20 protein-coding genes are annotated in these 25,568 nt (G+C 67.8%); 15 read left to right on the forward strand and 5 right to left on the reverse strand.

From position 1 onward, the window contains the following. Positions 1-213: 213 nt before the first annotated feature. The gene (locus tag ACUDP5_RS08735; RefSeq protein ID WP_263915525.1) at positions 214-1,188 is read right to left on the reverse strand and encodes a TRAP transporter substrate-binding protein; all 975 of its coding nucleotides are present in this window, start codon (positions 1,186-1,188) and stop codon (positions 214-216) included. 115 nt (positions 1,189-1,303) lie between these two features. Between ACUDP5_RS08735 and ACUDP5_RS08740 the strand changes: the two genes are divergently transcribed. The 9 genes from ACUDP5_RS08740 to ACUDP5_RS08780 all read left to right on the forward strand — a co-directional run bounded on the left by ACUDP5_RS08740 (position 1,304) and on the right by ACUDP5_RS08780 (position 10,173). Beyond that, a complete protein-coding gene (locus ACUDP5_RS08740) occupies positions 1,304-3,835 on the forward strand; it encodes an ABC transporter permease (protein ID WP_445658566.1) in 2,532 nt (843 codons plus the stop codon). Further along, on the forward strand, positions 3,835-4,257 hold the full coding sequence (locus ACUDP5_RS08745; RefSeq protein ID WP_445658567.1) for a group II truncated hemoglobin: 423 nt from the start codon (positions 3,835-3,837) through the stop codon (positions 4,255-4,257). The genes ACUDP5_RS08740 and ACUDP5_RS08745 overlap by 1 nt, the downstream gene beginning before the upstream one ends. A 55-nt stretch (positions 4,258-4,312) precedes the next feature. Next, positions 4,313-4,978 (forward strand): 3-deoxy-D-manno-octulosonic acid kinase, encoded by a 666-nt coding sequence (locus tag ACUDP5_RS08750; RefSeq protein ID WP_445659140.1) that lies wholly within the window; start codon positions 4,313-4,315, stop codon positions 4,976-4,978. Positions 4,979-5,130: 152 nt separating this feature from the next. Beyond that, a complete protein-coding gene (locus ACUDP5_RS08755; protein ID WP_445658568.1) occupies positions 5,131-6,234 on the forward strand; it encodes a polyamine ABC transporter substrate-binding protein in 1,104 nt (367 codons plus the stop codon). A gap of 5 nt (positions 6,235-6,239) precedes the next feature. Continuing rightward, positions 6,240-7,367, forward strand: a complete 1,128-nt coding sequence (locus tag ACUDP5_RS08760; RefSeq protein WP_445658569.1) for an ABC transporter ATP-binding protein — start codon at positions 6,240-6,242, stop codon at positions 7,365-7,367. Next, on the forward strand, positions 7,364-8,284 hold the full coding sequence (locus ACUDP5_RS08765) for an ABC transporter permease subunit (RefSeq protein ID WP_263915532.1): 921 nt from the start codon (positions 7,364-7,366) through the stop codon (positions 8,282-8,284). Before ACUDP5_RS08760 ends, ACUDP5_RS08765 begins: the two co-directional genes overlap by 4 nt. After that, the gene (locus tag ACUDP5_RS08770; protein WP_006384055.1) at positions 8,281-9,090 is read left to right on the forward strand and encodes an ABC transporter permease subunit; all 810 of its coding nucleotides are present in this window, start codon (positions 8,281-8,283) and stop codon (positions 9,088-9,090) included. The genes ACUDP5_RS08765 and ACUDP5_RS08770 overlap by 4 nt, the downstream gene beginning before the upstream one ends. Further along, the gene (locus ACUDP5_RS08775; protein ID WP_263915535.1) at positions 9,087-9,443 is read left to right on the forward strand and encodes a Spx/MgsR family RNA polymerase-binding regulatory protein; all 357 of its coding nucleotides are present in this window, start codon (positions 9,087-9,089) and stop codon (positions 9,441-9,443) included. Before ACUDP5_RS08770 ends, ACUDP5_RS08775 begins: the two co-directional genes overlap by 4 nt. A 4-nt stretch (positions 9,444-9,447) precedes the next feature. Then, the gene (locus tag ACUDP5_RS08780; protein WP_445658570.1) at positions 9,448-10,173 is read left to right on the forward strand and encodes a DNA-3-methyladenine glycosylase; all 726 of its coding nucleotides are present in this window, start codon (positions 9,448-9,450) and stop codon (positions 10,171-10,173) included. Positions 10,174-10,215: 42 nt separating this feature from the next. Here ACUDP5_RS08780 and ACUDP5_RS08785 read toward each other — a convergent pair whose 3' ends face one another. After that, a complete protein-coding gene (locus tag ACUDP5_RS08785; RefSeq protein ID WP_263915538.1) occupies positions 10,216-10,953 on the reverse strand; it encodes a PhoP regulatory network YrbL family protein in 738 nt (245 codons plus the stop codon). A 159-nt stretch (positions 10,954-11,112) separates the two neighbouring features. Between ACUDP5_RS08785 and rmuC the strand changes: the two genes are divergently transcribed. The 5 genes from rmuC (at position 11,113) to phoU (ending at position 17,551) form a co-directional block, all read left to right on the forward strand. Beyond that, positions 11,113-12,507: a DNA recombination protein RmuC gene (gene rmuC / locus ACUDP5_RS08790; protein ID WP_263915540.1), complete on the forward strand. Its 1,395-nt coding sequence runs from the start codon at positions 11,113-11,115 to the stop codon at positions 12,505-12,507. A 158-nt stretch (positions 12,508-12,665) separates the two neighbouring features. Then, complete coding sequence (locus ACUDP5_RS08795) at positions 12,666-14,195, forward strand: amidase (protein ID WP_445658571.1); 1,530 nt, start codon at positions 12,666-12,668, stop codon at positions 14,193-14,195. Between the two features lie 74 nt (positions 14,196-14,269). Continuing rightward, on the forward strand, positions 14,270-15,934 hold the full coding sequence (locus ACUDP5_RS08800) for an isovaleryl-CoA dehydrogenase (RefSeq protein WP_445658572.1): 1,665 nt from the start codon (positions 14,270-14,272) through the stop codon (positions 15,932-15,934). Positions 15,935-15,975: 41 nt separating this feature from the next. Further along, positions 15,976-16,656 carry a ribose-5-phosphate isomerase RpiA gene (rpiA, locus tag ACUDP5_RS08805; RefSeq protein ID WP_263915544.1) on the forward strand — a complete coding sequence of 227 codons (681 nt, stop codon included), beginning with the start codon at positions 15,976-15,978 and terminating at the stop codon, positions 16,654-16,656. Positions 16,657-16,819: 163 nt separating this feature from the next. Then, a complete protein-coding gene (gene phoU / locus ACUDP5_RS08810) occupies positions 16,820-17,551 on the forward strand; it encodes a phosphate signaling complex protein PhoU (RefSeq protein ID WP_025141156.1) in 732 nt (243 codons plus the stop codon). Positions 17,552-17,643: 92 nt separating this feature from the next. Here the strand turns inward: phoU and ACUDP5_RS08815 are convergent, their stop codons facing one another. From ACUDP5_RS08815 to argA, 3 genes are all read right to left on the reverse strand, one after another. Then, positions 17,644-19,626, reverse strand: coding sequence for a phosphocholine-specific phospholipase C (locus ACUDP5_RS08815; protein ID WP_445658573.1), 1,983 nt, complete (start codon positions 19,624-19,626; stop codon positions 17,644-17,646). Positions 19,627-19,753: 127 nt separating this feature from the next. Next, positions 19,754-20,026: an oxidative damage protection protein gene (locus tag ACUDP5_RS08820; protein ID WP_263915546.1), complete on the reverse strand. Its 273-nt coding sequence runs from the start codon at positions 20,024-20,026 to the stop codon at positions 19,754-19,756. Between the two features lie 97 nt (positions 20,027-20,123). Beyond that, complete coding sequence (gene argA, locus ACUDP5_RS08825; protein WP_175194648.1) at positions 20,124-21,482, reverse strand: amino-acid N-acetyltransferase; 1,359 nt, start codon at positions 21,480-21,482, stop codon at positions 20,124-20,126. 135 nt (positions 21,483-21,617) lie between these two features. Here argA and hrpA point away from each other — a divergent pair, with 135 nt between their 5' ends. Continuing rightward, positions 21,618-25,556 carry an ATP-dependent RNA helicase HrpA gene (gene hrpA, locus ACUDP5_RS08830; protein ID WP_445658574.1) on the forward strand — a complete coding sequence of 1,313 codons (3,939 nt, stop codon included), beginning with the start codon at positions 21,618-21,620 and terminating at the stop codon, positions 25,554-25,556. Positions 25,557-25,568: the final 12 nt, after the last annotated feature.

Consider the following 25,568-nt stretch of genomic DNA (forward strand, 5'->3'; position numbering starts at 1 on the left):
AGGGGCAGAGCAGGACAACGCGAGGGGCAAGGCAGGCGGGCACGGCGCAACGGGCGGCGCGAGGTCAGGACAGAAGGACCGGCCGTCGGTCCGGCGTCAGGCCTGCATCGAGACCGCTCCGCAGCGGGGGGCCGACGCGCGCCGCTGTCCGACGCAGGGCCGCTGCCGGGAGGGAACCGGGTCCCCCCGCGGCAGCGGCCCGTGCCGCCGGTTTTACTTGGTGTCGCGGATCGCGTCGATCAGCTTCTTGTCGAACTTCTTGTAGTACTCGGGGTAGGCCGGCTCGACGGCGGCGGCGAAGGCGGCGCGGTCGACTTCAGACACCTGCATGCCTTCTTTCTTCAACTGCTCGACGCCGGTCTTCTCGATGTTGTCCACGTAGGCGCGCATGGCCTGGGCGGATTCCTTGCCGGCCTTGTCGAACTTGGCCTTGTCGTCCGCCGACAGGCCGTCATACACATTGGACGACATCAGCACCAGGGCCGGGCCGTAGACGTGGCCGGTCAGCGACAGGTACTTCTGCATCTGCGACAGCTTGGCCGAGGTGATGACCGACAGCGGGTTCTCCTGGCCGTCGATGGTGCCCTGCTGCAGGGCGGTGGCCACTTCGGGCCAGGCCATGGGGGTGGGCAGGATGCCGATCTGGCGGAACGCCGTGATGTGGATCGGGTTCTCGGTGGTGCGGATCTTCAGGCCCTTGGCGTCTGCCGGCGTCTTGACCGGGCGCACGTTGTTGGTCAGGTGGCGAAAGCCCTGTTCGCCCCAGGCCAGCGCGATGATGCCGCGGCTGGGGAACTTTGCCAGCATATCCTGTCCGATCTTGCTGTCCAGCACGTTACGGGCATGGGGCAGGTCGCGCAGCAGGAAGGGAATGTCGAAGACGCCGGTCTCGGGCACGAAGTTCAGGGTGGCGCCGGTCGAGACGATGGCCAGGTCGATGGTGCCGATCTGCAGGCCTTCGATCACTTCGCGTTCGCCGCCCAGCGCGCTGTTGGCGAATTGCTGTACTTTGTATTTGCCGTTGCTGGAGGCCTCGATGGATTTGGCCAGGGCGTCGGCGCCGGCACCGTAGTGCGACGACGTGGACAGGGCATAGGCCATCTTCAGCGGGGTCTGGGCCGAGGCGGCCAGGGGAACGGCGGCCGCGCAGGCGGCAAGAATCGTGGCCGCGAGCCAGGATTTACGCATTGTCTTCTCCAGGGGTTTGGGTATTTTTGTGTAGCGATAGGTGCGGCGCCGCAAGGCGCTTCGCGCATGATAGCGGGATTCGGCCCCCATTCCGGCCGTTGGTTAACATTGGCAGATGATGGATTTCCCTGATGTCTCGCGGGCCCGGCGCCCCGGTTTCTGGACCACCCTGGCGCTGGGCGCCCGCATGATGATGCGCGACGCCCGCGCCGGCGAGCTGCGGCTGCTGGTTCTGGCCCTGGTGGTGGCGGTGGCGGCGGTGACCAGCGTCGGCTTCCTGGCCGATCGCGTCAGCCGGGCGCTGGAACGCGACGCCGGACAGATGCTGGGGGCGGACCTGGTGCTGGATGCCGACGAGCCGGTGCCGGCGGCCTTCATGGACCAGGCGCGCGAACGCGGGCTGCAGGTGTCCAGCACCTGGCAGTTCCCGTCCATGGTCAGTGCGGGCGACGGCGCCCAGCTGGCCGCGTTGAAGGCGGTCGAACCGGGGTATCCGCTGCGCGGGGCGCTGCGGGTGGCGGATGCGCCGTTCAGCCCGGATGCGCCGACGCGCGAGATCCCGCCCGAGGGGGCGGTCTGGGTGGATGCCCAGGTGCTGTCGCTGCTGGGCCTGAAAGTGGGCGACACCCTTAATGTGGGCGATGCCCACCTGCGCATCGACCGTGTCATCACTTACGAACCCGACCGCGGCATGCAGTTTGTGAACGTCGCGCCGCGGGTGCTGCTGCGCGCCAGCGACCTGCCGGCCACCGGCCTGATCGCGCCGGGCAGCCGTATCGGTTATGCCCTCCTGGCCGCGGGCGAGCCGGACGCCGTGGCGGGGTATTCCACCTGGCTCAACCAGAATCTGAAACGGGGCCAGAAGGTCGCCACGCTGGAATCCGGCCGGCCCGAAGTGCGCCGCACGCTGGATCGGGCGCAGCGCTTCCTGTCGCTGGTGGCGTTGCTGGCGGTGCTGATTTCCGCGGTGGCGGTGGCGCTGGCGGCGGGCCGCTACATGACCCGGCACCGCGACGGCATTGCCGTCATGCGCTGCCTGGGCGCGGTGCAGTCGCAGGTGTCGCGCATGCTGACGCTGGAATTCGCGCTGGTCGGCCTGTTCGCGTCGGCGGCGGGCTGCCTGCTGGGCTATGCCGTGCACCAGGTGCTGGTGATGGTGCTGGCCTCGCTGATCGACACGGCCTTGCCGGCGCCGTCGGCCATCCCCGCCTTGCAAGGGCTGCTGACCGGCCTGCTGCTGTTGCTGGGCTTTGCCTTGCCCGCGCTGGCGCAGTTGCGCCATGTGCCGCCGGCCCGGGTGCTGCGGCGCGACGCGGATTCGATCAGCGCCCGCAGCGCCACCGGCTATGTCGTGGGTGCCGTCGGTTTTGCCTTGCTGATCTGGTGGTTCGCCGGCGATGCCAGGCTGGGCGGCGTGGTGGCGGGCGGGTTCCTGGGCGCGTTCGCCGTGTTCGCGCTGGTCGCCTGGCTGTGCATCCTGGGCCTGGCGCGGCTGCGCGGCCTGGCGGCGGGCCTGCCGGCCCTGCGCTTTGCGCTGGCCGGGGTGGTGCGGCGCCGCGCCGCCACCATCACGCAGGTCTGCGCGCTGGCGGTGGGGCTGATGGCCTTGCTGCTGCTGGCCATGACCCGCACCGACCTGATCCAGGGCTGGCAGCGCACGCTGCCGCCGGATGCGCCGAACCGGTTCCTGATCAATGTGCAGCCCGACCAGCGCCAGGCCGTGACCGACGCGCTGACCCGCGAAGGCCTGGGCGGCATCGTGCTGTCGCCGATGGTGCGGGGCCGGCTGATCGCCGTGAACGGCAAGCCGGTGGGGCCGGACGACTACGAAGAGCCGCGCGCCAAGCGGCTGGTGGATCGCGAATTCAACCTGTCCTATGGCGACGACATGCCGTCGTCCAACCGCATCGAGCAAGGCCGCTGGCTGACGCCGGGGTCGGCCGAGGTGTCGCTGGAATCGGGCCTGGCCAAGACCCTGGGCATCAAGCTGGGCGACAAGATGACCTTCGACGTGGCCGGCCAGCAGGTGGAAGTGGCGGTGTCCAGCACCCGCCGGGTCGATTGGGATACGATGCGCGTCAATTTTTTCGCCATTCTCACGCCCAAGTCCCTGGCCGACATGCCGCAAAGCTGGATCACGTCTTTCTATCTGCCGCCCGACAAGGCGCAGGTGCTGCCCGGCCTGGTGCGGCAGTTTCCCAACCTGACCGTGTTCGACGTCGGCGCCATCCTGCAGCAGTTGCAATCGGTGCTGAACGAGGTCGGGCGGGCGGTGCAGTTGCTGTTCCTGTTCACCCTGGCGGCCGGTGTGCTGGTGCTGTCGGCCGCCCTGACCGCCACCCGCGACGAACGCATGCGTGAAGCCGCCGTGCTGCGTGCGCTGGGCGCCACCCGCAGCCAGCTGGCGCGGTCGCAGCGCATCGAATTGTGGGCCGTCGGCGGCCTGGCCGGCCTGTTGGCCGCGGCCGGCGCCACCGTGATCGCTTGGGTTTTATCAACCCAGGTGTTCGATTTCACCATTACCCTCAGCCTCTGGCCCTGGCTGGTCGGGGTCGGCGCGGGTATGCTCGGCGCCTGGGCCGGCGGCGCGCTGGCGCTGCGCGGCGTGCTGCGCACCCCGCCCCTGGTCACCCTGAGAGAAACCTGATGATTTCCCGCGTGCAGATCATTACCGAACCCGTGGATATTTCCCGCAGCATTTTCGACCTTCTGGGCGGCGAACCCGGCGTGCGCGCCCTGGTCGACCGCTTCTACGACCTGATGGACATCGAGCCCGACCTGAAGGCGCTGCGGGCCGCCCATGGCCCCAGCCTGGACGAGGCCCGCGACAAGCTGTTCTGGTTCCTGTGCGGCTACTTCGGCGGCCCCGACCACTATATCCAGCGCTTTGGCCATCCCCGGCTGCGGGCTCGTCACCTGCCGTTCTCGATCGGTATTGTCGAACGCGATCAATGGGTTGCGTGCATGGGCCGGGCCATGGAGGACGAAGGCATCGAACCCGCGCTGGTCGAACGCCTGTTGCAGTCGTTCTTCGGCGTGGCCGACTGGATGCGCAATCGTGAAGGCTGAGCGGGACGCCTCGGGCGCCCGGCGCCAGGCCTGGCCCGCACCGCTGGCCGGTGCCATGCTCAGCGACGCCCGCCTGGGCGAGTCAGGGCCGGACATCTTCAACCCGTCCCACTATGGCGACCGGGCCCGGCCGGTGGATGCCGGTGGCCGCCAGGCCGCCTGGTTCGTGCAGGGGCAGGGCTGGCAGGGGGTGCTGCGGCGCTACCGCCGCGGCGGCCTCATTGCCAGGATCAGCCGCGACACCTATCTGTGGGCGGGCGAAGACCGCAGCCGCAGCTTCCGCGAATTCCGCTTGCTGGCCGCGATGCGCGCCCAGGGCCTGCCGGTGCCGGCGCCGCTGGCCGCCGCCTACTGGCGCCAGGGGCCCACCTATCGCGCCGCCATCATCGTCGAGCGCATTCCGGGCGTGCGGCCGTTGGCCCAGGCCCTGGCCGAGCCCCTGTGGCAGCCGGTGGCCGAGGCCATCGTGCGGATGCACCGGGCCGGTGTCTGGCATGCCGATTTGAACGCCTTCAACATCCTGATCGGTTCCGATGGCCGGGTCTGGCTGATCGACTTCGACCGCGGCACCCAGGGCGGCCTGTCGGACCGCCAGCGCCAGGGCAACCTGGACCGCCTGCGCCGGTCGCTGGTGAAGGTGGCCGGCGAAGACGGCGAGCGCTTCTGGCTCAAATTGCGCGACAGTTACTGGACCGCCTGGGGCGTGGGCGTGCAGCCGTAAGCCATCGGGCACCCGATGCATCGCAATCGGGGCCTAATTGCGGCAAATTCGGCTAAATCTGCCGGTAAAGTTGGTCAGGTCCTTGCTAAAAAGCTTTATGATTTCGCCTTTTGGTACTCCTGTAACTTACGGCGGATAGCTGGGGGCTGGTAATGAAACTAAGGGCGGGAATGCGCTGGGCGCTAGGCACGATGCTGGTCACGGCAGCCACGTCGGCCGCGGTGGCGCAGAACAAGGTCGTCAACGTCTACAACTGGGCCGAATACACGGCCCCGGACACGATCCCGGGTTTCGAAAAGGAAACCGGCATCAAGGTCCGCTACGACGTCTACGACAGCAACGACACCCTGCAGGCCAAGCTGTTGGCTGGCAAATCGGGTTACGACGTCGTTGTCCCGTCCACGCACTACGCTTCGCGCCAGATCGAGGCCGGCCTGTTCCAGAAGCTGGACAAGTCCAAGATCCCCAACTGGAAGTACCTGGATCCCGACGTGATGGCGCTGGTCGCCTCGGTCGACCCCGGCAATGAGTACGCCGTGCCCTGGGGCTACGGCACCAACGGCCTGGGCTACAACGTCACCAAGGTCAAGCAGATCATGGGCGACAACGTCGACCTGGCCAACTGGGACATGATCTTCAAGCCCGAAAATGCCGCCAAGCTGAAGGAATGCGGCATCTCGATGCTGGACGAGGCCGCGCAGGTATTCCCGGCCGTGCTCAAGTACCTGGGCAAAGATCCCAACAGCACCAACGCCGACGACTACAAGGCCGCGCTGGACGTGCTGAAACAGATCCGTCCGTACATCCGCCAGTTCAGTTCGTCCGGCTACATCGACGAGCTGGCCGTGGGCGACCTTTGCATGGTCTATGGCTTCTCGGGCGACGTCATGATCGCGCGCAAGCGGGCCCAGGAAGCCAAGAAGTCCTACGAAGTGAACTACTTCATTCCCAAGGGTGGCGCCCCGGCGTGGTTCGACCTGATGGTCATCCCCAAGGACGCCCCGCACCCCGAAGAAGCCCTGGCGTTCATCAACTACATTGAAACGCCCCAGGTGCATGCCGCCATCACCAACACCATGTTCTATCCGAACGCCAACAAAGAGGCGCGCAAGTACGTGGTCAAGGACGTGGCCGACAACCCCATGATCTACCCGTCGCCCGAGGTCTCCAAGACCTTGTACGTCATCAAGGCCCAGCCCCTGAACATCCAACGCCTGCAAACCCGCATGTGGGCCGAGCTCAAGTCCGGACGATAGCCATCATGACCGATAGCCGTTACTCGGCGCAGCATTCGGCTGACCCGGACGAGTTCGTCCGGGTGGCCGATGTGGTGAAGATCTTTGGCGATGTGGTCGCCGTCCGTTCCGTCAATCTTTCGGTCAAGCGCAACGAGATTTTCGCGTTGCTGGGCAGCTCCGGCAGCGGCAAGTCGACCTTGCTGCGGATGCTGGCCGGCTTCGAGGAGGCCACCTCCGGCCAGATCCTGCTCGATGGCGAAGACATCACCAGCGTGCCGCCGTATCGTCGGCCCGTGAACATGATGTTCCAGTCTTACGCGCTGTTCCCGCACATGACGGTCGAGGCCAACGTGGCCTTCGGCCTGAAACAGGAAGGCGTGGATCGCGCCGAAATCCACGACCGCGTGTTCGAGGCGCTGGACCTGGTCCAGATGGCGGGCTATTCGCGCCGCAAGCCCAACCAGCTGTCCGGCGGCCAGCAGCAGCGCGTCGCCCTGGCGCGCAGCCTGGTCAAGCGGCCCAAGCTGCTGCTGCTTGACGAACCCATGTCGGCGCTGGACAAGCAGATCCGCCAGAAGACGCAGATCGAACTGGTCAAGATTCTCGAACAGGTGGGCGTGACCTGCATCATGGTCACGCACGACCAGGAAGAAGCCATGACCATGGCCCACCGCCTGGCCGTCATGACCGACGGCCAGATCGTCCAATGCGGCACGCCGCAAGACGTCTACGCCTTCCCGAACTCGCGCTTCGTCGCCAGCTTCATCGGCTCGACCAACATGTTCACCGGCACCATCGTGGTCGACGAACCTGACCACGTCGCCATCGAAAGCCCCGAGCTGAGCCGGCCGCTGTACGTCAGCCACGGCGTCAGCGAACCCCTGGGCATGGACGTGCACGTTTCCATCCGCCCCGAGCGCATGGTGGTGTCGCGCGACCAGCCCGCAGGCGACTACAACTGGGCCCACGGCATGGTCAGCCACATGGCCTGGATGGGCAGCTACGCGCTCTACCAGATCCGCCTGGATTCCGGCGCGATGGTCGAAGCCAGCGTGCCCAGCCTGCTGCTGGCGCAAATGGACGCCCCGGGCATCGACGAAGAGATCTTCGTCAGCTGGGACGCCGACAGCGCGACGGTGCTGGCGTCATGATCCGCTTTTCGCCCCGCGACTGGCTGCCCTCGGGCCGGGCGCTGGCGGTGGTGCCGCCGTTCGCCTGGCTGGTGCTGTTCCTGCTGGTGCCTTTCCTGCTGGTGTTCAAGATCAGCTTCGCCGAACTCAAGTTCGGCATTCCGCCGTACACGTCGCTGGCGGAATTCAAGGACGAAGCGGTGCAGTTCAGCCTGCACCTGCGCGGCTACATCCTGCTGTTCACCGACAGCCTGTATTTCGCCACCTACCTCAGCTCGGTCAAGATCGCCGCCATCACCACGCTTGCCTGCGTGCTGATCGGCTATCCCATTGCCTACTACATCGCGCGCTCCTCGCCCGGCGTGCGCAACCTGCTGCTGCTGGGCGTGATCCTGCCGTTCTGGACCTCGCTGCTCTTGCGGGTGTATGCCTGGGTCGGCATCCTGCGCAACGACGGCCTCTTGAATAATTTCCTGCAGTGGCTGGGCATCATTTCCAGCCCGCTCGAAATCTACCGGACCGACCTGGCGGTGTATATCGGCATGGTCTACGCCTACCTGCCGTTCTTCATCCTGCCGCTGTACGCCACGCTGGTGAAGATGGACCTGCGCCTGCTGGAGGCCGCCTACGACCTGGGCGCCAAGCCCTGGCAGGCGTTCTGGCAGATTACCGTGCCGCTGTCGCGCCAGGGCGTCATTGCCGGCGCCATGCTGGTGTTCATCCCGGCGGTCGGCGAATACGTCATTCCCGAAATGCTGGGCGGCGCCAATACGCTGATGATGGGCCGGGTCATGTGGAACGAGTTCTTCAACAATACCGACTGGCCGATGGCCTCGGCGGTGACCTGCGTGATGGTGCTGTTGCTGTTGGTGCCCCTGGCGCTGTTCCAGTACAACCAGGTCAAGCAGCAGGAACTGGCAACCGGAGGCCGCAAATGAACGGTCCCAACAAGACTTTGCGCGCCGTCGTGCTGGGGCTGGGCTACTTCTTCCTGTACGTGCCCATCATCAGCCTGATGGTGTTCTCGTTCAACGAATCGCCCGCCGTCACGTCCTGGACCGGCTTCTCGTTCCGCTGGTACCACTCGCTGTTCAACGACGACGCACTGCTGCGCGCGGCCTGGCTGTCGTTCCGCATCGCCGCCATGACGGCCACGGCCGCCGTCATCATCGGCACCTGGGCGGGCTACGTGCTGGGGCGCATGGGGCGGTTCCGCGGTTTCGCGTTGTACGTGGGCATGCTGAGCGCGCCGCTGGTCATCCCTGAAGTGGTGCTGGGCATCTCGCTGCTGTTGATGTTCGTGGAACTGCGCGGCCATCTGGGCTGGCCCGCCGAGAACGGCATCTTCACGATCTGGGTGGGGCACGTGACCCTGTGCATGGCGTTCGTGGCCGTGGTGATCCAGACCCGCATCCGCGACCTGGACCGCTCGCTCGAAGAAGCCGCGCTGGACCTGGGCGCCACGCCCATCACCGTGTTCTTCAAGATCACGCTGCCGCTGATCGCACCGGCGCTGGCGTCGGCGTGGCTGCTGTCGTTCACCCTGTCGCTGGACGACGTCGTGCTGGCGTCGTTCCTGTCCGGCCCCAGTTCCAGCACGCTGCCGATGGAAGTCTTCTCCCGCGTGCGGCTGGGCCTGAAACCCGAGATCAACGCGCTGGCCACCCTGTTCATCCTGGCGGTGGGCACCTGCGTGATCCTGGCCAATCGCATGCAATGGCGCAAGGAGTCCGAACCCAAATGAAGCAAACCACCCTGTATGGCCTGACCAAGTGCAGCACCTGCGTCAAGGCGCGCGAGTGGCTGACCGAACACGGCGTCGACCACGAGTTCATCGACTACCGCGACCATCCCGTGCCTGCCGCCACCCTGAAGGCGTGGTCCGGCAAGGTCGGCGGCTGGGAAAAACTGGTCAACCGCGCTTCCATGACCTGGCGCAATCTGCCCGACGACCGCAAGACGCCCGCCACCGATGCACAATGGACCCAGCTGATCGCCGAGTTCCCCGCGCTGGTGCGCCGCCCGGTCACCGTCACGCCCGATGGCGAAGTCGGCGTCGGCTTCAGCGAAAAGCGTTACGGCGAACGTTTCGCCTGACGCCGTGGCCACCCCGGCCAACCAGGCATCGCGCCGCGCGGGCAACGCGCTGCCCGATGCCTTTTTCAATCGTGACGCCCGCACGCTTGCGCGCGACCTGCTGGGCAAGGTGGTGCGCCACCGCGTCGGCGACCTGTGGCTGTCGGCCCGCATCATCGAGACCGAAGCCTATTACCTGGAAGAAAAAGGCAGCCATGCGTCGCTGGGCTACACGCACAAGCGCCGTGCCCTGTTCATGGACGGGGGCGTGGTCTATATGTACTACGCGCGTGGGGGCGACTCGCTCAATTTCAGCGCGGCGGGGCCCGGCAACGCCGTGCTGATCAAGTCCGCCTACCCCTGGACCGACGCGCTGTCCGGCCCCGACGCGCTGGCCCGCATGCAGCGGTTGAACCCCGATGCCCAAGGACAGCCGCGGCCGCTCGCCAGGCTGTGTGCGGGCCAGACGCTGCTGTGCCGGGCGCTGGGCCTGAAAGTGCCGGACTGGGACGCGCGCCGTTTCGATCCGCACGCGCTCTATGTGGAAGACGTGGGCGAGGCGCCGCCGGCGCTGATCAGCACCACCCGGTTGGGCATTCCGCCGGGGCGCGACGAACACCTGGAATACCGCTACGTCGACCCGGCCTATGCGGCCTTCTGCACCCGCAACCCGTTGCGCCGGGGGCAGGTGGCGGGGCGCGACTATCAATGGGTGGATCGGGAGGGGGCGTTGCTGCCGCACGCGCCCTGAACGGCGGGCGCCTCCCGGCGCCGGACGGTTCGAGAGGGGCCGTCAGGCCTGCGCTTGCGATTGATCCTGGCTGGCCGCCCGCAAGGCGGCTTCACGAGCCCGCCGTGCCATGGCGGCGCGCATGTCGGCGTATTTGCGCTGGATGCGCTTGCGGTTCAGCCGCTTGCTCCAGGCATACACCGGCACCAGCGGCAGCACGCCGAAGCCGTCGATCAGGAACAGCCCCGACTTGCCGTCCGCATTCTGGCCACAGGCGATGTTGCTGGCCGACAGATCGTGCAGCACGACGTGGGCATCGGCCAGGTCTTCGATGAATTCGTCCAGTTGCGCGGACAGATCCGCATCCATCTTGCCCTGGCGGGCCAGGTCGGCCACCGTGGGGGCGATATTGCCCTGGCCGTCGGTGATCTTTTCGACCAGCAGGCCCAGGCCCAGCGTGGTCTGGGCCACGCCCAGGATGCGGGCCATCGGCACCTGCCACACGCCCGACGGTCGGGTGGTGGTGGTGACGTATTCCGTGATTTCGTTCAGGTAGACGCGGTAGGCGCTTTCACGCTGGTATTGCTTGTACCAACGCTTGAAGGGACGCGCGTCCAGGTAGACGGCGCGCGCCTGCATGTCCATCACCTTCACCAGCAGCGAAGGGGCATGGGGATGCTGGAAGATGTGTCGGTCGCCGCCGATGGCGACGGGCGTCTCGTCATTGAGGTTCAATGGACCGAAGACGGAGCCGAAGTCGACGGCGGCCGGACAGGATGGGGGAAGATCAGCGGTATTCAACTCTTTTTAAGGTTCTTATATATGTTGTTAACAGTTTAATGCTCTTGCTTGCCATTGGTCTTGCGGGGCGCCCGCCAAGTCGTTTCGGATAGCTACAGCAACAGGGATGCGGCCCTATAATTTCGGACGGCCGCCGTGGGCGCGGCGTAGGGGTTTGCCTTGTCGAATGACGTTCTGCTTTGGATTGCCGCCGGCGGCGCGGTGCTGGCCAGCCTGGCCGCGCTGATGGCGTGGCTGTCGCGTCCCAGCCACGATGTCAGGCTGGATGCGCTGCTGGACGGCCTGGAGCGCACCGAACGGGCCCTGCGCGCCGATATTGCCGAGGGCCAGCGCGGCTTGCGCACCGAATTTGCGGAATCCACCCGCGCGCTGCGCCAGGAATTGGCGCAATCCCACGGCGACCTGCGCGCCGCGCTGACCCGCGACGCCCAGGCCGCCCGCGCCGAATCGGCCGAGTCCCTGGGCCGTTTCGCCACGGGTTTCAGTGAGCAATTGCAGGGGCTGATCCAGATCAACGAGCGTCGCCTGATGGAAGTGCGCACGACGGTAGACGAGCGCCTGCAAGCGTTGCAGGCAGACAACAGTACCAAGCTCGATGAGATGCGTCGCACGGTGGACGAAAAGCTCCATGCCACCCTGGAACAGCGCCTGGGCGAGTCGTTCAAGCAGGTGTCCGACCGCCTGGAAGCCGTGCACAAGGGCCTGGGCGAAATGCAGGCACTGGCCGCCGGCGTGGGCGACCTCAAGCGGGTGCTGACCAACGTCAAGTCGCGCGGCACGTGGGGCGAAGTGCAGCTGGCGCGGCTGATCGAAGACAACATGACGCCCGAGCAGTACGCCAGCAACATCAAGCCGGTGCCGGGCAGCGACGCGGTGGTGGAATTCGCCATCCGCCTGCCGGGCCGCGGCGACGGCGGCGCGCCGGTCTGGCTGCCCATCGATGCCAAGTTTCCCAAGGAAGAATACGAACGCCTGATGGATGCGCAGGACGCCGCCGACGTCGAGGGAGTCAAGGCCGCGGGCGCCGCGCTGGGCAAGGCGGTCGAGGTGCAGGCGCGCCTGATCGCGTCCAAGTACGTGGCGCCGCCGCACACCACCGATTTCGCCATCATGTTCCTGCCCACCGAAAGCCTGTATGCCGAAGTGCTGCGGCGCCCGGGGTTGCTGGATCGCCTGCATGACCTGCGCATCAACGTCGCCGGGCCCAGCAACCTGGCCGCGCTGCTCAACAGTCTGCAGATGGGCTTTCGCACGCTGGCCATCGAGCAGCGTTCGTCCGAGGTCTGGCAGGTGCTGCGCGCGGTCAAGACGGAATTCGGCAAGTTCGGCGATGCGCTGGCCGGCGTCAAGAAGACGCTGGACACCGCCAGCAGCAAGATCGGTCAGACCGAAGTGCGCACCCGCGCCATGCTGCGCAACCTGAAAAGCGTCGAGGCGCTGCCGGAAGCGGATGCGCTGCGCCTGCTGGGTAGCGAAGGTAGCGACGACGCGGATGCCGAAGCGGCGGGCGACGCCGAGACCGACGGCGTCCCCCCGCCACCCGCCGCGAACTGATTCCGCAAGTCGGGCGCAACGGGTCCGACTTCGTCCGCAAACGCAGCGCGCGGCCCGCGGCTGCCCGATCCGGCCCCGTCCGCGCTTGTGACCGGGGCGGTCTGTCGATATCCTCATCATTGCGGCAATTCGCCGTCGATATCTGGAGCATCGTAAGCATGGGCACCGCTGACCGACTTGATTCCTCTTCCTTCGACGCGATGGCGCTGGGCGCCGATATCGCCCAGGGGGCCACGACAGCGCTTGCCGCGATGCAGCAAGCCGTGGAAAGGGTGGCGGCGCGCAACCCCACGATCAACGCCGCCTGCGGAGTGCAGGCCGAACTGGGGCTGGACCTGGCCAAGTCGCTCGACCAGGAATTGGCCAGCCTGACTTCCCCGCAACGACTGGCGCTGCTGCGCGAACGCCCCTTCCTGGGCGTGCCTACCTTGCTCAAGGACCTGGGCACCGCCGCGCTGGGCCTGCCCAGCACGATGGGGTCGGTGCTGTATGGCAAGGTCGAATGGTCGGTCGACGCCAACATCGTCAAGCGCTACCGCCGCGCCGGCCTCATTCCGTTCGGCCGTACCACCAGCGCTGAACTCGGCTTGAGCCCCACCACCGAATCGCCGGTCTACGGCGCGCCCACCCAGAACCCCTGGAAGACCGGACACAGCGCCGGCGGCTCCAGCGGCGGCGCGGGCGCGGCGCTGGCCAGCGGCATGGTGCGCATTGCGCACGGCAGCGACGGCGGCGGCTCCATCCGCATTCCGGCGTCGTGTTGCGGCGTGCTGGGCCTGAAACCCTCGCGCGGCATGATGCCGCTGGGTCCGCTCAAGGGCGAAGGCTGGGGCGGCCTGGCCACCGAACACATGATGACCCTGTCGGTGCGCGATTGCGCCGCCTCGCTCGATATCAGCGCCGGGGCTGACGTGGGCGCGCCGTATGCGTCGCCTGCCAAGCCGCTGCACACCTACCTGGACATCGTCTCGCGCGTGGCTGCCGACCCGCACGGCGCGCCGCGCCGCCGCATCGCCTATCTCAGCACCACCTACGAAGGCGCGGCGATCGACCCTGAAGTCGCGGCCGCGGTCGAAGAGGCAGCCCGCTTCTTCGCCGGCCTGGGCCATGAACTCGTCACGGCCGCGCCGCCCGTGGGATCGGAAGAAGTGCTGTCGCCCATGCTGCCCCTGATCGCCAGCGCCGCGGCCAACGCCATCGACAGTTTCGTCGCCGTCCGCAACCGCCGGCTGGCCGCCGACGAGCTGCAGCCGACCACGCTGGGGGCGCGCGAGTATGCGCGCGCCATTTCGGGCGCGCAGTACGTGGCCTGCGTGGATACCTGCCACGAGATCACGCGGCGCATCGGTCGCTTCCTGCATCGCGAGGGCGCGCAGGGCCACGACCTGTTCCTGTCACCCGTGCTGGCCCAGTTGCCCGCGCCCATCGGCCGCTACGCCATGGACAACGCCGACTACCTGGCCTACCGTCTGGGCAAGAAGGGCGTGATCGGCTATTCGCCGTTTGCGCCTTTGGCCAACCTGACCGGCATGCCGGCCATTTCCATTCCCTTCGGCCTGTCCGCCGACGGCCTGCCCATCGGCATCCAGGTCATGGGCCCGCTGGGCAGCGAGGCCTGGCTGCTGGAATTGGCTGCCCAGGTCGAAGCCCTGCGGCCGTGGCAGCGGGTGGCGCCCATCGCCCGATAGGCTGGGGCGCGCCGGGCAGGGCAACGCCGCGCGCCCGTCACGCGCGGCGCATCAACGCATCGCCGGGAGCCAGCATGACTTCGTTCGCGACCCATACCGTTCTGAACCAGGTTCCGCCCCTGGAAGACTATTCGTTGTACGAGACCGACCTGGCCTTGCGCGAGGCCCTCGTTCGCGAGGGCGCCGGGGCCTGGGCTGGCGACCTGGCCGCGCATGGGGCCTGGCTGGGCCGCGCCCAGACGCTGGCCGCGGGTGCCGAGGCCAACCGCTGCCCGCCGCGGCTGCTGGCCTACGACCGCGGCGGCCACCGCATCGACCATGTGGAATTCCATCCGGCCTGGCAACTGCTGATGAGCGGTATCGCCGCACGCGGCCTGCATAGCCGGGCCTGGGCGCAGCCGGTGCCTGGCGCCCAGGTGGCGCGCGCGGCGGCTTACCTGATGCAGGGCCAGGTCGAGGCCGGCACGCTGTGCCCCACCACCATGACCTTCGCCGCCGTGCCGCTGCTGCAGCGCGAACCGGCCGGCGTGGTCGATTACGGCGGCGACTGGCTGCCGGTGCTGTTCTCGCGCGAATTCGATGGCGCCGACGCGCCGCTGGCCGGCAAGCGCGGCGCCTTGATCGGGATGGGACTGACCGAGAAGCAGGGCGGGTCGGATCTGCGTGCCGTCACCACGCGGGCCGAACCCCTGGGCCCGGCCGGCCGTGGCTGCGCGTATCGCATCGTGGGGCATAAATGGTTCTTCTCGGTGCCGCAGGCCGACGCCCACCTGGTGCTGGCCCAGACGGATGCGGGCCTCAGCTGCTTTTTCGTGCCGCGCTGGATACCGGGCGGCCCGCGCAATGCCGTCCGCATCCGGCGCCTGAAGGACAAGCTGGGCAATCACAGCAATGCCAGCGCCGAGGTCGAATTCGAGGACGCCTGGGGCGCCATGGTGGGCGAACCCGGCCGCGGGCTGGCGGTGCTGCTGGAAATGGCGGCCACCACCCGGCTCGATTGCGTGCTGGGCAGCGCCGCGCTGCTGCGCCAGGCCGTGGTGCAGTCGCTGCACCACGCGGGCCATCGCCAGGCTTTCGGCAAGCCGCTGCTGGCGCAGCCACTGATGCGCAATGTGCTGGCCGACCTGGCGCTGGAATCCGAGGCCGCGCAGGCGCTGGCGTTGCGGTTGGCGCGAGCGGTGGACGAACGCGGCGACGCCGGCGCGCGCGCCTTGGCGCGGGTGGGCACGCCGGCCGCCAAGCTGTGGGTATGCAAGCGGGCGATCGCGGCGGTCGCCGAATGCATGGAAGCCTGGGGCGGCAACGGCTACGTCGAAGAGGGGCCGATGCCGCGCCTGTACCGCGAAACCCCGGTCAATTCCATCTGGGAAGGCTCGGGCAACGTGATGGCACTGGACGTGCTGCGGGCCTTGCAGCGCGAACCCGAGGCGTTGCCGGCGCTCGAAAGCGAACTCGCGCCCGCCACCGGCCAGTACCGCGAATTCGATGCCGCGCTGGCGGCCTGGCGCGGGCTGCTGGCGGACCCGGCGCAGGCCGAGTTCCAGGCCCGCCGCATCGCTTGCGGACTGGCGCGGTTGTGGCAGGCCGCCCTGCTGATCCGGCACACGCCACAGGCCGTGGCGCAGGGCTTTGTCGTCAACCGGCTCGGGGCCCTGGGCGGCGTCTTCGGCGAGCTGGAAGGGGGCACCGATGTCGCGGAGATCCTGGCGCGCGCCTGGCCGGCCGCGGCCGCATGCTAAATTTCCCCGCTCTACTCACCTGAACCGCATTTTTTCCTGCCATGCTCACCCAGCAAGAACTCAAGCAGCAAGCCGCCGACGCGGCCCTGGAACTCGTTGAACAGGTCGCCGGCCCCGATGTCATCATCGGCGTGGGCACCGGCTCCACGGCCGATCTCTTCATTGACGGCCTGGCGCGCTTCAAGGGCCGTATCGGGGGCACGGTCGCCAGTTCCGAGCGCAGCGCGGCGCGCCTGGCGGGCCATGGCCTGAAGGTGCTGGACCTGAACGACGTGACCTCCATGCCCCTGTATGTGGATGGCGCCGACGAAATCGACGCCAACCTGCACATGATCAAGGGCGGCGGCGGCGCGCAGACGCGCGAAAAGATCGTGGCCTCGGTGGCCGAGCGCTTTGTCTGCATCGTCGACGAATCCAAGCTGGTGCAGGTGCTGGGCAAGTTCCCGCTGCCGATCGAAGTCATACCCATGGCGCGTGAAGCCGTGGCCCGCGCCATGGTTGCGCTGGGCGGCCAGCCGCGCCTGCGCGAGGGTTTCGTCACCGATAACGGCAATGTCATCCTGGACGTGGCCGGCCTGTCGATCACCGACGCGCCGGGCCTGGAAGCCCGCGTCAACAACCTGGCCGGTGTCGTGACCTGCGGCCTGTTCGCCATCGCCGGCGCCGACGTGGCGCTGCTGGCCACGCAAGACGGCATCCGCCGCCTGGACCGCCGCGCCTGAGGCCCCGGCCGCCGGCCCCGCGCCCGTGCGCTTGCCGGGGGCGGGGCCGCGATTCATAATCCTGTCACACTTGGGTCATAACCTTGCCGGTTGTGCAGGCCCATCTCGAGAAACTCTTTCATATCGGGGCAATGCAATGAGATCAACCACGCAGGGAGCCCGGATGACGGAGCATACAAACAAGCAGTTCGACGCTGATCTGGAAAGCGTCCGTTCGCAGTTCTTGCAAATGGGCGGCGTGGTCGAAGCCATGATCCAGGAGGCCATCGACGCGCTGGCCAGCGGCGATCTGACGCTGGTTGAAAAGGTGCGCGAGCGCGAAAAGGAAGTCAATCGCCACGAAGTGGAGATCGACGAAAGCATCAGCCGCATCCTGGCCCGCCACCAGCCCACCGCCATCGACCTGCGCATGCTGATGGCCGTGTCCAAGATGCTGACCGACATGGAACGCTCGGGCGACGAGGCCGAGAAAGTGGCCACCGTGGCCCGCCGTATCCACGAAGCCGACATGCCGCACATTCCGGTGATCGAATTGCGCCACATGGCCTCCAACGTGCGCACCATGCTGCACCAGGCCCTGGACGCCTTTGCCCGCCTCGACCCGATCCTGGCTGCCGCCGTGGTGCGCAGCGACAAGGAAGTCGACAAGGAATGGAAGGGCGCGCTGCGCCACCTGATCACCTACATGATCGAAGACCCGCGCACCATCTCGCGCGCCATCGACATGATCTTCATCGCCCGCGCGCTCGAGCGCATTGGCGACCATGCCAAGAACATGTCCGAACGCGTGATCTACATGGTCAAGGGCGCCGACGTGCGCCACACGGGCGTGAAGAACACCGAGCGCCTGGCGCGCGGCGAAGAAGACACGCCCGCCGAATCGCAGGATTCCTGATCCGCGGCGGCATCCAGCCGCATGCCGGTGAGGCAACAGAAAACCCCAAGCGCGCTGGCGTCTTGGGGTTTTTTTATTCGGGGGCGTTGAGCCTACAGGCTGGCAGCGGCCGCCGACGGCAGCGCCGCGCCCTGGCACAGCCGCGGGTCGGGCACGCCGGACTTGCCCGCGTTGATCCGTCCGGCCAGGCGGCGGCCGAAGGCGGACAGCGCCTGCGCGGTGACTTCCAGGTCGTACCAGCCTTCGCACCCGGCATATTTCAGCTCCAGCGAGCCCCCGGCCTGCACGTGGACCATGGCGCGCCAGCCGTCGCCCATGTGCGATTCGATCATGGCTGGATGGGGGGTGTCGCCGTGGTTGATCAGGCGCAGGCGCAGCCCCGAACTGACCGGCACCAGCTGCGCTTCCAGCAGGCCGGCATCGCGAGCGTCGCCGCGGAACTGGCGGTGAAAGCCGTCCGGACCCAGCAGCCAGAGATCGTAGGCGCCCTGCGCGTCCAGGCGCCAGCCGTCGTCCAGGCGCGCGCCGGCGCCGAGGGTGTAGCGGCGTGGGGCGCGGTCCAATGCCAGGCGGTCGTACACGTGCAGCACGGCACCGGCAGTGCCTGGGTTGCGGAAGGTCAGGCGATAGTGTTCGCCGTCGGCCGTCATGCGGCCCACGGCCTCCAGCGCGTAGGGCAGGGCGCAGGCGTGGCGGATGCTGTCGGCGTGCAGCGAACCGCGGTCGCCCGCGAAGTCGAAGGCCGACGTCAGGTCACCCGCCACGGCGCGGCGCCAGGCGCTGATATTGGGTTCGGGCACGCCGAAGCGGGCCTCCAGGAAGCGGATCACCGACGTATGGTCGAACACCTGCGAATTGACCCAGCCGCCCCGGCTCCAGGGCGACACCACCAGCATCGGCACGCGCGGGCCCATGCCGAAGGCGCGGCCGTGCAGGGCGGGAGGATCGTCCGGGGTACCGGCGCTGGGGCCATGGCGGGCGTCGTGGTATTCGCCGTCCAGTTCCACCGTCGACAAGCCGCCCGAGTGGCTGCCTGCCCGGCCGCCCAGGGGGCGGGCCGGCGGCGCAGGCGGCGGCATGTGGTCGAAAAAGCAGTCGTTTTCGTCGTAGGTGACCAGGAACACGCAGCCGCTCCAGACGGCAGGGTTGCGCGTCAGGATATCCAGCACCCGTTCGGTGTAGGCGCCGCCCTGGCGGGGTGACGAGACTTCCGGGTGCTCGGAATCGGCGGTGGGGGCGATGATCCACGACACCTGCGGCAGCGTCCCCTGGTCCACGTCGCGGGCCAGGTCGTCCAGGGTATGGGTCGACAGGGCGCGGTCGCGCAACGGGGCCTGCGCGGCCGCGCTGGCGTGCTGGCGGCGGTACTGCCGAAAGCCCGCCAGCGGATTGTCGTGGAAGTTGTCCGCCATGTCCTGGTAGATGCGCCAGTCGATGCCGGCGGCCTGCAGGCGTTCGGGGTAGGTCGTCCAGCCGTAGCCCTGGTCGGCCGGGCCCAGGCGGTCGAACGTGTTGACCAGCGCGGGGCCGCCCGCGCGCCCCAGCGGGTCGTTGGTGCCGGTCCACAGGAACAGCCGGTTCGGATTGGTGCCAGCATGAATCGCGCAGTGGTAGGCATCGCACACGGTGAAGGCGTTGGCCAGCGCGGTCTGGAACGGCACCTCGTCGGGGCGGTAGGCGCCCAGGCCCAGGCGGCTCTTGGCGGCCAGCCATTGGTCCATGCGGCCATCGTTCCAGGCGCGCTGGGCGTCGTCCCAGGTATGCGGGGTGATGTAGCCCACCGGCGTGTGGCTGGCGTAGTCGGCGTGCAGCGCGTAGGGGCGCAGGGTCTGGCGGCCGTGGACCTGGGTCAGTACGTTGCCGCTGGCCGTGGGCACCCGATGCGGGTCGGCCAGCCCGCGCACGCCCGGCAGCGCGCCGAAATAGTGGTCGAAGGACCGGTTTTCCTGCATCAGGATGACGACATGCCGCACGTCGTCGAGCGTGCCGCGCTTGCGGTCGGGGGCGATACCCAACGCACGCCGGATGGCCGGGGGCAGGTCGGGCGTGGCGACGGAACTCGGTTCTTCGTTCATGACAGCATTAATACGGCCTGCGATATCGGAATCTTAAGGCCAGTGCGGGGCGGGGCGGGCCGCCAAAACGCGAAGCCCCTCGCGGGCGAGGGGCTTCACAGGCTTGCCGCGAGAGGCGGCGCCGGATTCAGGCCGAGGGCGGGACGTAGCCCTGGGCTTCGACGCTGCCGTCTTCGAACAGGAAGCGTTCCATCTGCTGCTGCAGGTACTTGCGGGCGCGGGCGTCGGCCAGGTTCAGGCGGTTTTCGTTGACCAGGCGCGTCTGCACCTGCTTCCACTCTTCCCAAGCTTCCTTGGAAATGCTCTGCCAGATACGGGTGCCGAGTTCGCCGGGGTAGGGCGGAAAATCCAGCCCTTCGGCTTCACGCTTCAATTTCACACAGTTGACGATACGGGCCATGGTTCGCTGCCGGAAAGAATAAGTAATGGGCCATTTTAGCGGGCTTGGCGCGCGGACGGCGCCAAGCCCCTTCGGCCCCTGCGGGTAGGGCCGGGCGTTACAGCTTCTTGATGAACACCAGGCTGTTGCGCGAACGGTTGTAGTGGTTCTGCTTTTCGCGCGGCAGATCGGTGATGCCGCCCTGCACGAAACCGCGCTTCATGAACCAGTGCGAGGTGCGGGTGGTCAGCACGAACAGGCGCTTGGCCCCGGTGGCGCGGGCGCGCGATTCCATGTGCCGCAGCAGGATTTCGCCTTCGCCCGAGCCTTGCCATTCGGGGTGCACGATCAGGCAGGCCATTTCGGCCATCTGCTCGTCGGCGAACGTGTGCAAGGCCGCGCAGCCGTAGATCACGCCGTCGTGCTCGAGCACGGTGAAGTTCTCGACGTCGCGCTCGACCACGCTGCGGGGGCGCGGCACCAGCGTGCCGTCGGCTTCCAGGGGCTCGATCAGGCTGAGGATGGCGCCGACATCGTCGATGGTGGCCGGGCGCAGGTCATCCAGGGTGTCTTCGACCACCATGGTGCCCACGCCGTCGTGGGTGAAGATCTCGAGCAGCACGCTGCCGTCCAGCGCGAAGGGCACCAGGTGGGCGCGGGCGACGCCGCGCTTGACCGCCAGTGATGCATATTGCAGGTAGGCGCCGGTTTCTTCGTCCAGCGAGCCGGCGGCCAACAGGCCGTCGGCGTCCACGCGGGCCAGTTCGGTGTCCACGGTGCCGTCTTCGTTCAGCACGCCTTGGCCGCTGGACAGGAAGATCAGTTTTTCGGCGCGCAGCGCCACGGCCACGCTGGTGGCCAGGTCTTCCATGGCCAGGTTGAAGGCGTCGCCCGTGGGCGAGAAGCCCAGCGGCGACAGCAGCACGACCGACGAGCCCTTTTCGATGGCGAACTTCAGCGCGTCGACGTCGATCTTGCGCACCTGGCCGGTGTGCTTGTAGTCGACGCCTTCGAGCACGCCGGTGGGGCGGGCGGTGACGAAATTGCCCGAAATGACGCGGATGTGCGCGTGCGACATCGGCGTGTTGGGCAGGCCCTGGCTGAAGGCGGCTTCGATGTCCAGGCGGATCTCGCCGGCGGCTTCCTTGGCGCATTCCAGCGCGGCGGCGTCGGTGGGTGCCAGGCCACGGTCGAATTGCTGGGTGAAGCCCTTCAGGCGCAGCTGTTCGTTGACCTGGGGGCGCGAGCCGTGCACCAGCACCAGCCGGATGCCCAGCGAGGACAGCAGCGACAAGTCCTGGACCAGCGCGTTCAGCGCGCCGGCCTGCACCAATTCACCGCCAAACGCCACCACGAAGGTCTTGCCTCGGAACGCATGCACATAGGGCGCCACATCTCGGAACCATCGGACGAACTGGGCAGGGGCGAATTCAGGGGCTTCAAGGGCGGAGACAGTGTCTGGTTCCAGGTCGGGCATGATGGATGGGGCAATTCCTGAGAGTGGCAACAACGCGGCAGGGGCCGCGTCAACGCGCCGTCGCGAGGGCGGCGTGCCGAAATTATATGGCCGCGGGGCGTTTATATAATAGACAGCTAACCGGACAAATCGTACATGCCAGAATCTTCCCGCCCGCGGCCGCCTGTAGCGGCTGACGGGTCGACCCGTGCCCCCGGAAAACCGCGGGCCGACGGCGCGGCCCAGGCCGAGCGCCGGGCGCCCCGCCCCGAACGGCCCATTCCGGTCGTTTCCTACCCCGAAGACCTGCCCGTCAGCGCGCGGCGCCAGGAGATCGCGCGCGCCATCGCCAACCACCAGGTGGTGATCGTCAGCGGCGAGACCGGCTCGGGCAAGACCACCCAGCTGCCCAAGATCTGCCTGGAACTGGGCCGCGGCCGCCAGAAGATGATCGGCCACACCCAGCCGCGCCGGCTGGCCGCGACATCCGTGGCCAAGCGCATCGCCGAAGAGCTGAATACGCCGATGGGCGAGGTGGTGGGCTACCAGGTGCGTTTCAACGACCGCACCGGCCCCAACGCGTCCATCAAGCTGATGACGGACGGCATCCTGCTGGCCGAGTCGCAGCGCGACCCGCTTTTGCGCCGCTACGACACGATCATCATCGACGAGGCGCACGAGCGCAGCCTGAACATCGACTTCCTGCTGGGCTACCTGAAGCAGTTGCTGCCGCGGCGCCCGGACCTGAAGATCATCATCACGTCGGCCACCATCGACGCTGAACGTTTTGCCCGCCATTTCGCGGCGTCCGAAGACAAGCCCGCGCCGGTCATCGAGGTCTCGGGCCGCCTGTACCCGGTTGAACTGCGCTACCGCCCGGTGCGGGAAGAACCCGCCGAAGACGAAGCGCCCGCCAAGGCCGGGCGCGACCGCGAACGCATGTCCGGCGACGAAGAGCGCGACCTGATCGACGCCATCGTCGACGCAGTGGACGAGTGCGCCCGCCACGGCCCGGGCGACGTGCTGGTGTTCCTGCCCGGCGAACGCGAGATCCGCGAATCGGCCGAGGCCCTGCGCAAACGCCACCCGGCCGGCACCGAGGTGCTGCCGCTGTACGCGCGCCTGTCGCAGGCCGAACAGGAACAGATCTTCCATCCGCGCGGCAATGCTCGGCGCATCGTGCTGGCCACCAACGTGGCCGAAACCTCGCTGACGGTGCCCGGCATCCGCTTCGTGGTCGACAGCGGCCTGGCCCGCATCAAGCGCTATTCGTGGCGCAACAAGGTCGAGCAGCTGCGCATCGAGCCCATCAGCCGGGCTTCGGCCAACCAGCGCGCCGGTCGTTGCGGCCGCGTGGGTCCGGGCGTCTGCATCCGGCTCTACGACGAAGCCGACTTCAACGCGCGGGCCGCCTTCACCGACCCCGAAGTGCTGCGCTCGTCGCTGGCCTCGGTCATCCTGCGGATGAAGTCGCTCAAGCTGGACGACATCGAGCAGTTCCCCTTCGTCGAGGCGCCGCCTGGGCGCGCGGTGGCCGACGGCTACCACCTGCTGCAGGAACTGGGCGCCATCGAGCTGGCCTCGGCCGACGACGATACCGACGCCACCCGCACCGGCGCCTCGTTCGTGCTGACCCAGACGGGCCACGAACTGGCCAAGCTGCCGGTCGACCCGCGCATCGGGCGCATGATCCTGGCCGCGCGCGAACAGCAATGCCTGGCCGAAATGCTGATCATCGCCTCGGCCCTGTCGGTGCAGGACGCGCGCGACCGCCCCATGCAGGAACGCGAGGCCGCCGAGGCCGCGCACGCCAAGTTCGCCGACGACAAGTCCGAATTCATTTCCTTCCTGAAGCTGTGGCGCTGGTACGGCGAACAGGTCCAGCACAAGGCCTCGCAGCGCAAGCTGGTGGGTCTGTTGCGGCAGAACTTCCTGTCGCCGATCCGGTTGCGCGAATGGCACGACGTCCACACCCAGCTGGCCGCCCTGGTGGGCGAGCAGGGCTGGCGCGTCAATCAAATCGAAGCCACCTACGAGCAACTGCACCTGGCGCTGCTGTCGGGCCTGCTCGGCAACATCGGTTTCAAGAGCGACGAGGGCGGCCATTACCAGGGCGCCCGCGACATCCGCTTCCATATCCACCCCGGCTCGCGCCTGGTCAAGAAGGCCGGGCGCTGGATCGTGGCCGCCGAACTGGTCGAGACCACCCGCCTGTATGCGCGTTGCGTGGCCCGCATCGACCCGGTCTGGCTGGAAAAGGTGGGCGCCCACCTGATCCGCAAGAACTGGTCCGACCCGCGCTGGGAAAAGAAGGCCGGCCAGGTGGTGGCCAACGAACGCGCCACGCTGTATGGCCTGACCATCTACACCGGCCGGCGCATCCAGTACGGCCGCGTGCATCCGCGCGAGGCGCGCGAACTGTTCATCCGCCAGGCCCTGGTGCCGGGCGAGATCGACACGCGCCTGGCCTTCGTGGCCCACAACCGCAAGCTGATCGCCGGCATCGAAAAGCTCGAACACCAGACCCGCCGCCCGGACATCCTGGTCGACGACGAGCTGATCTACGCCTTCTACGACCGCCAGCTGCCGGCCGACATCTCGCAGACCGCCACGCTGGAAAAGTGGGTGGGCGGCCTGGACAAGGCCGCGGCCGCCAAGCTGATGCTGACGCGCGACGAACTCATGCGGCACGAGGCCGCCGGTGTCACTACCGACGTCTTTCCCAAGAAGGTCGAGTGGCAGGGCGTGTCGATGGCGCTGGACTATCACTTCGAACCCGGCTCGCCGCGCGACGGCGTGACGCTGTCGGTGCCGCTGTTCGCCCTGAACCAGATCGACCCGGCGCGCTGCGAATGGCTGGTGCCCGGCATGCTCAAGGAAAAGGCGCACCTGCTGCTCAAGTCGCTGCCGCAGAAGCTGCGGCGCCACTGCGTGCCGCTGCCTGATTACGCCGCCGGTTTCTATGACCGCTGGTTCGAGCGCATGGCCGATCCCCAGATGGGCCTGGTCGACGCCCTGATCGCCGACATGTGGGACCAGGTGCAGGTGCGCCCGGCCGTGGCTGATTTCAAGCTGGAAACCCTGCCGGCCCACCTGTTCATGAACTTCCGGGTGGTCGACGAACACGGCCGCATGTTGTCCGCCGGCCGCAACCTGGCCCAGCTGCGCGCCGAATTCGGCAAGCAGGCCCAGGCCACCTTCCAGCAACTGGCCGCCAGCGACACCCAGGTGGCCCAGGCGCTGGCGCATGAAAACCTGACCTCCTGGTCGTTCGGCCCGCTGCCGGAGATCCTCGAGATCAAGCGCCGCGGCCAGTCGGTCATCGGCTATCCGGCGCTGGTCGATCGGGGCGCGCATTGCGACCTGGACGTGTTCGACGACCCGGACGAGGCCCGCAAGGCCCACCGCGCCGGCCTGCTCAAGCTGTTCCGGCTCGGCCTGCGCGAGCAGGTCAAGTTCCTGGAAAAGAACCTGGCCGACCTCACCAAGATCAGCATGCTCTACATGACGCTGGGTACGCAGGAAGAACTGCGCGACCAGATCATCGACTGCGCCCTGGGCCAGGCCTGCCTGGCCGAGCCCTGGCCGGTCAACGAGCAGCAGTTCGAGGCCCGCCGGGCCGAAGGCAAGGGCCGCCTGGGCCTGTTGGCCCAGGAAGTCGCGCGCCTGGCCGGCACGGTGCTGACGGAATACGCGGCCCTGCAGCGCAAGCTGCCGCAGGCCAAGCCGCACGCGTCCGCCTACGCCGACCTGCAGCAGCAGTTGGGGGCGCTGATGCCCAAGTGGTTCATCCGCGACACGCCCTACGCCCAGTTGTCCCATTACCCGCGCTACCTGAAGGCGGCGGTGGCGCGCATCGACAAGCTGCGCGCCGACCCGGGGCGGGATGCCAAGCTGGTGGCCGAAATGGCGCCGCTGCTCACCCAGTACCAGCGGGCCCGCTCGGCCCTGAAGGGGGCGCCCGACCCGCGCCTGGACGAGTTCCGCTGGCTGCTCGAAGAGCTGCGGGTGGCGCTGTTTGCGCAGGAATTGCGCACGCCCATGCCTGTGTCGGTCAAGCGACTGATGAAAAGCTGGGAGTCCCTGCAACGCTGACGGCGGGACGGC

The organism is Achromobacter sp. NCFB-sbj8-Ac1-l (assembly GCF_052695805.1).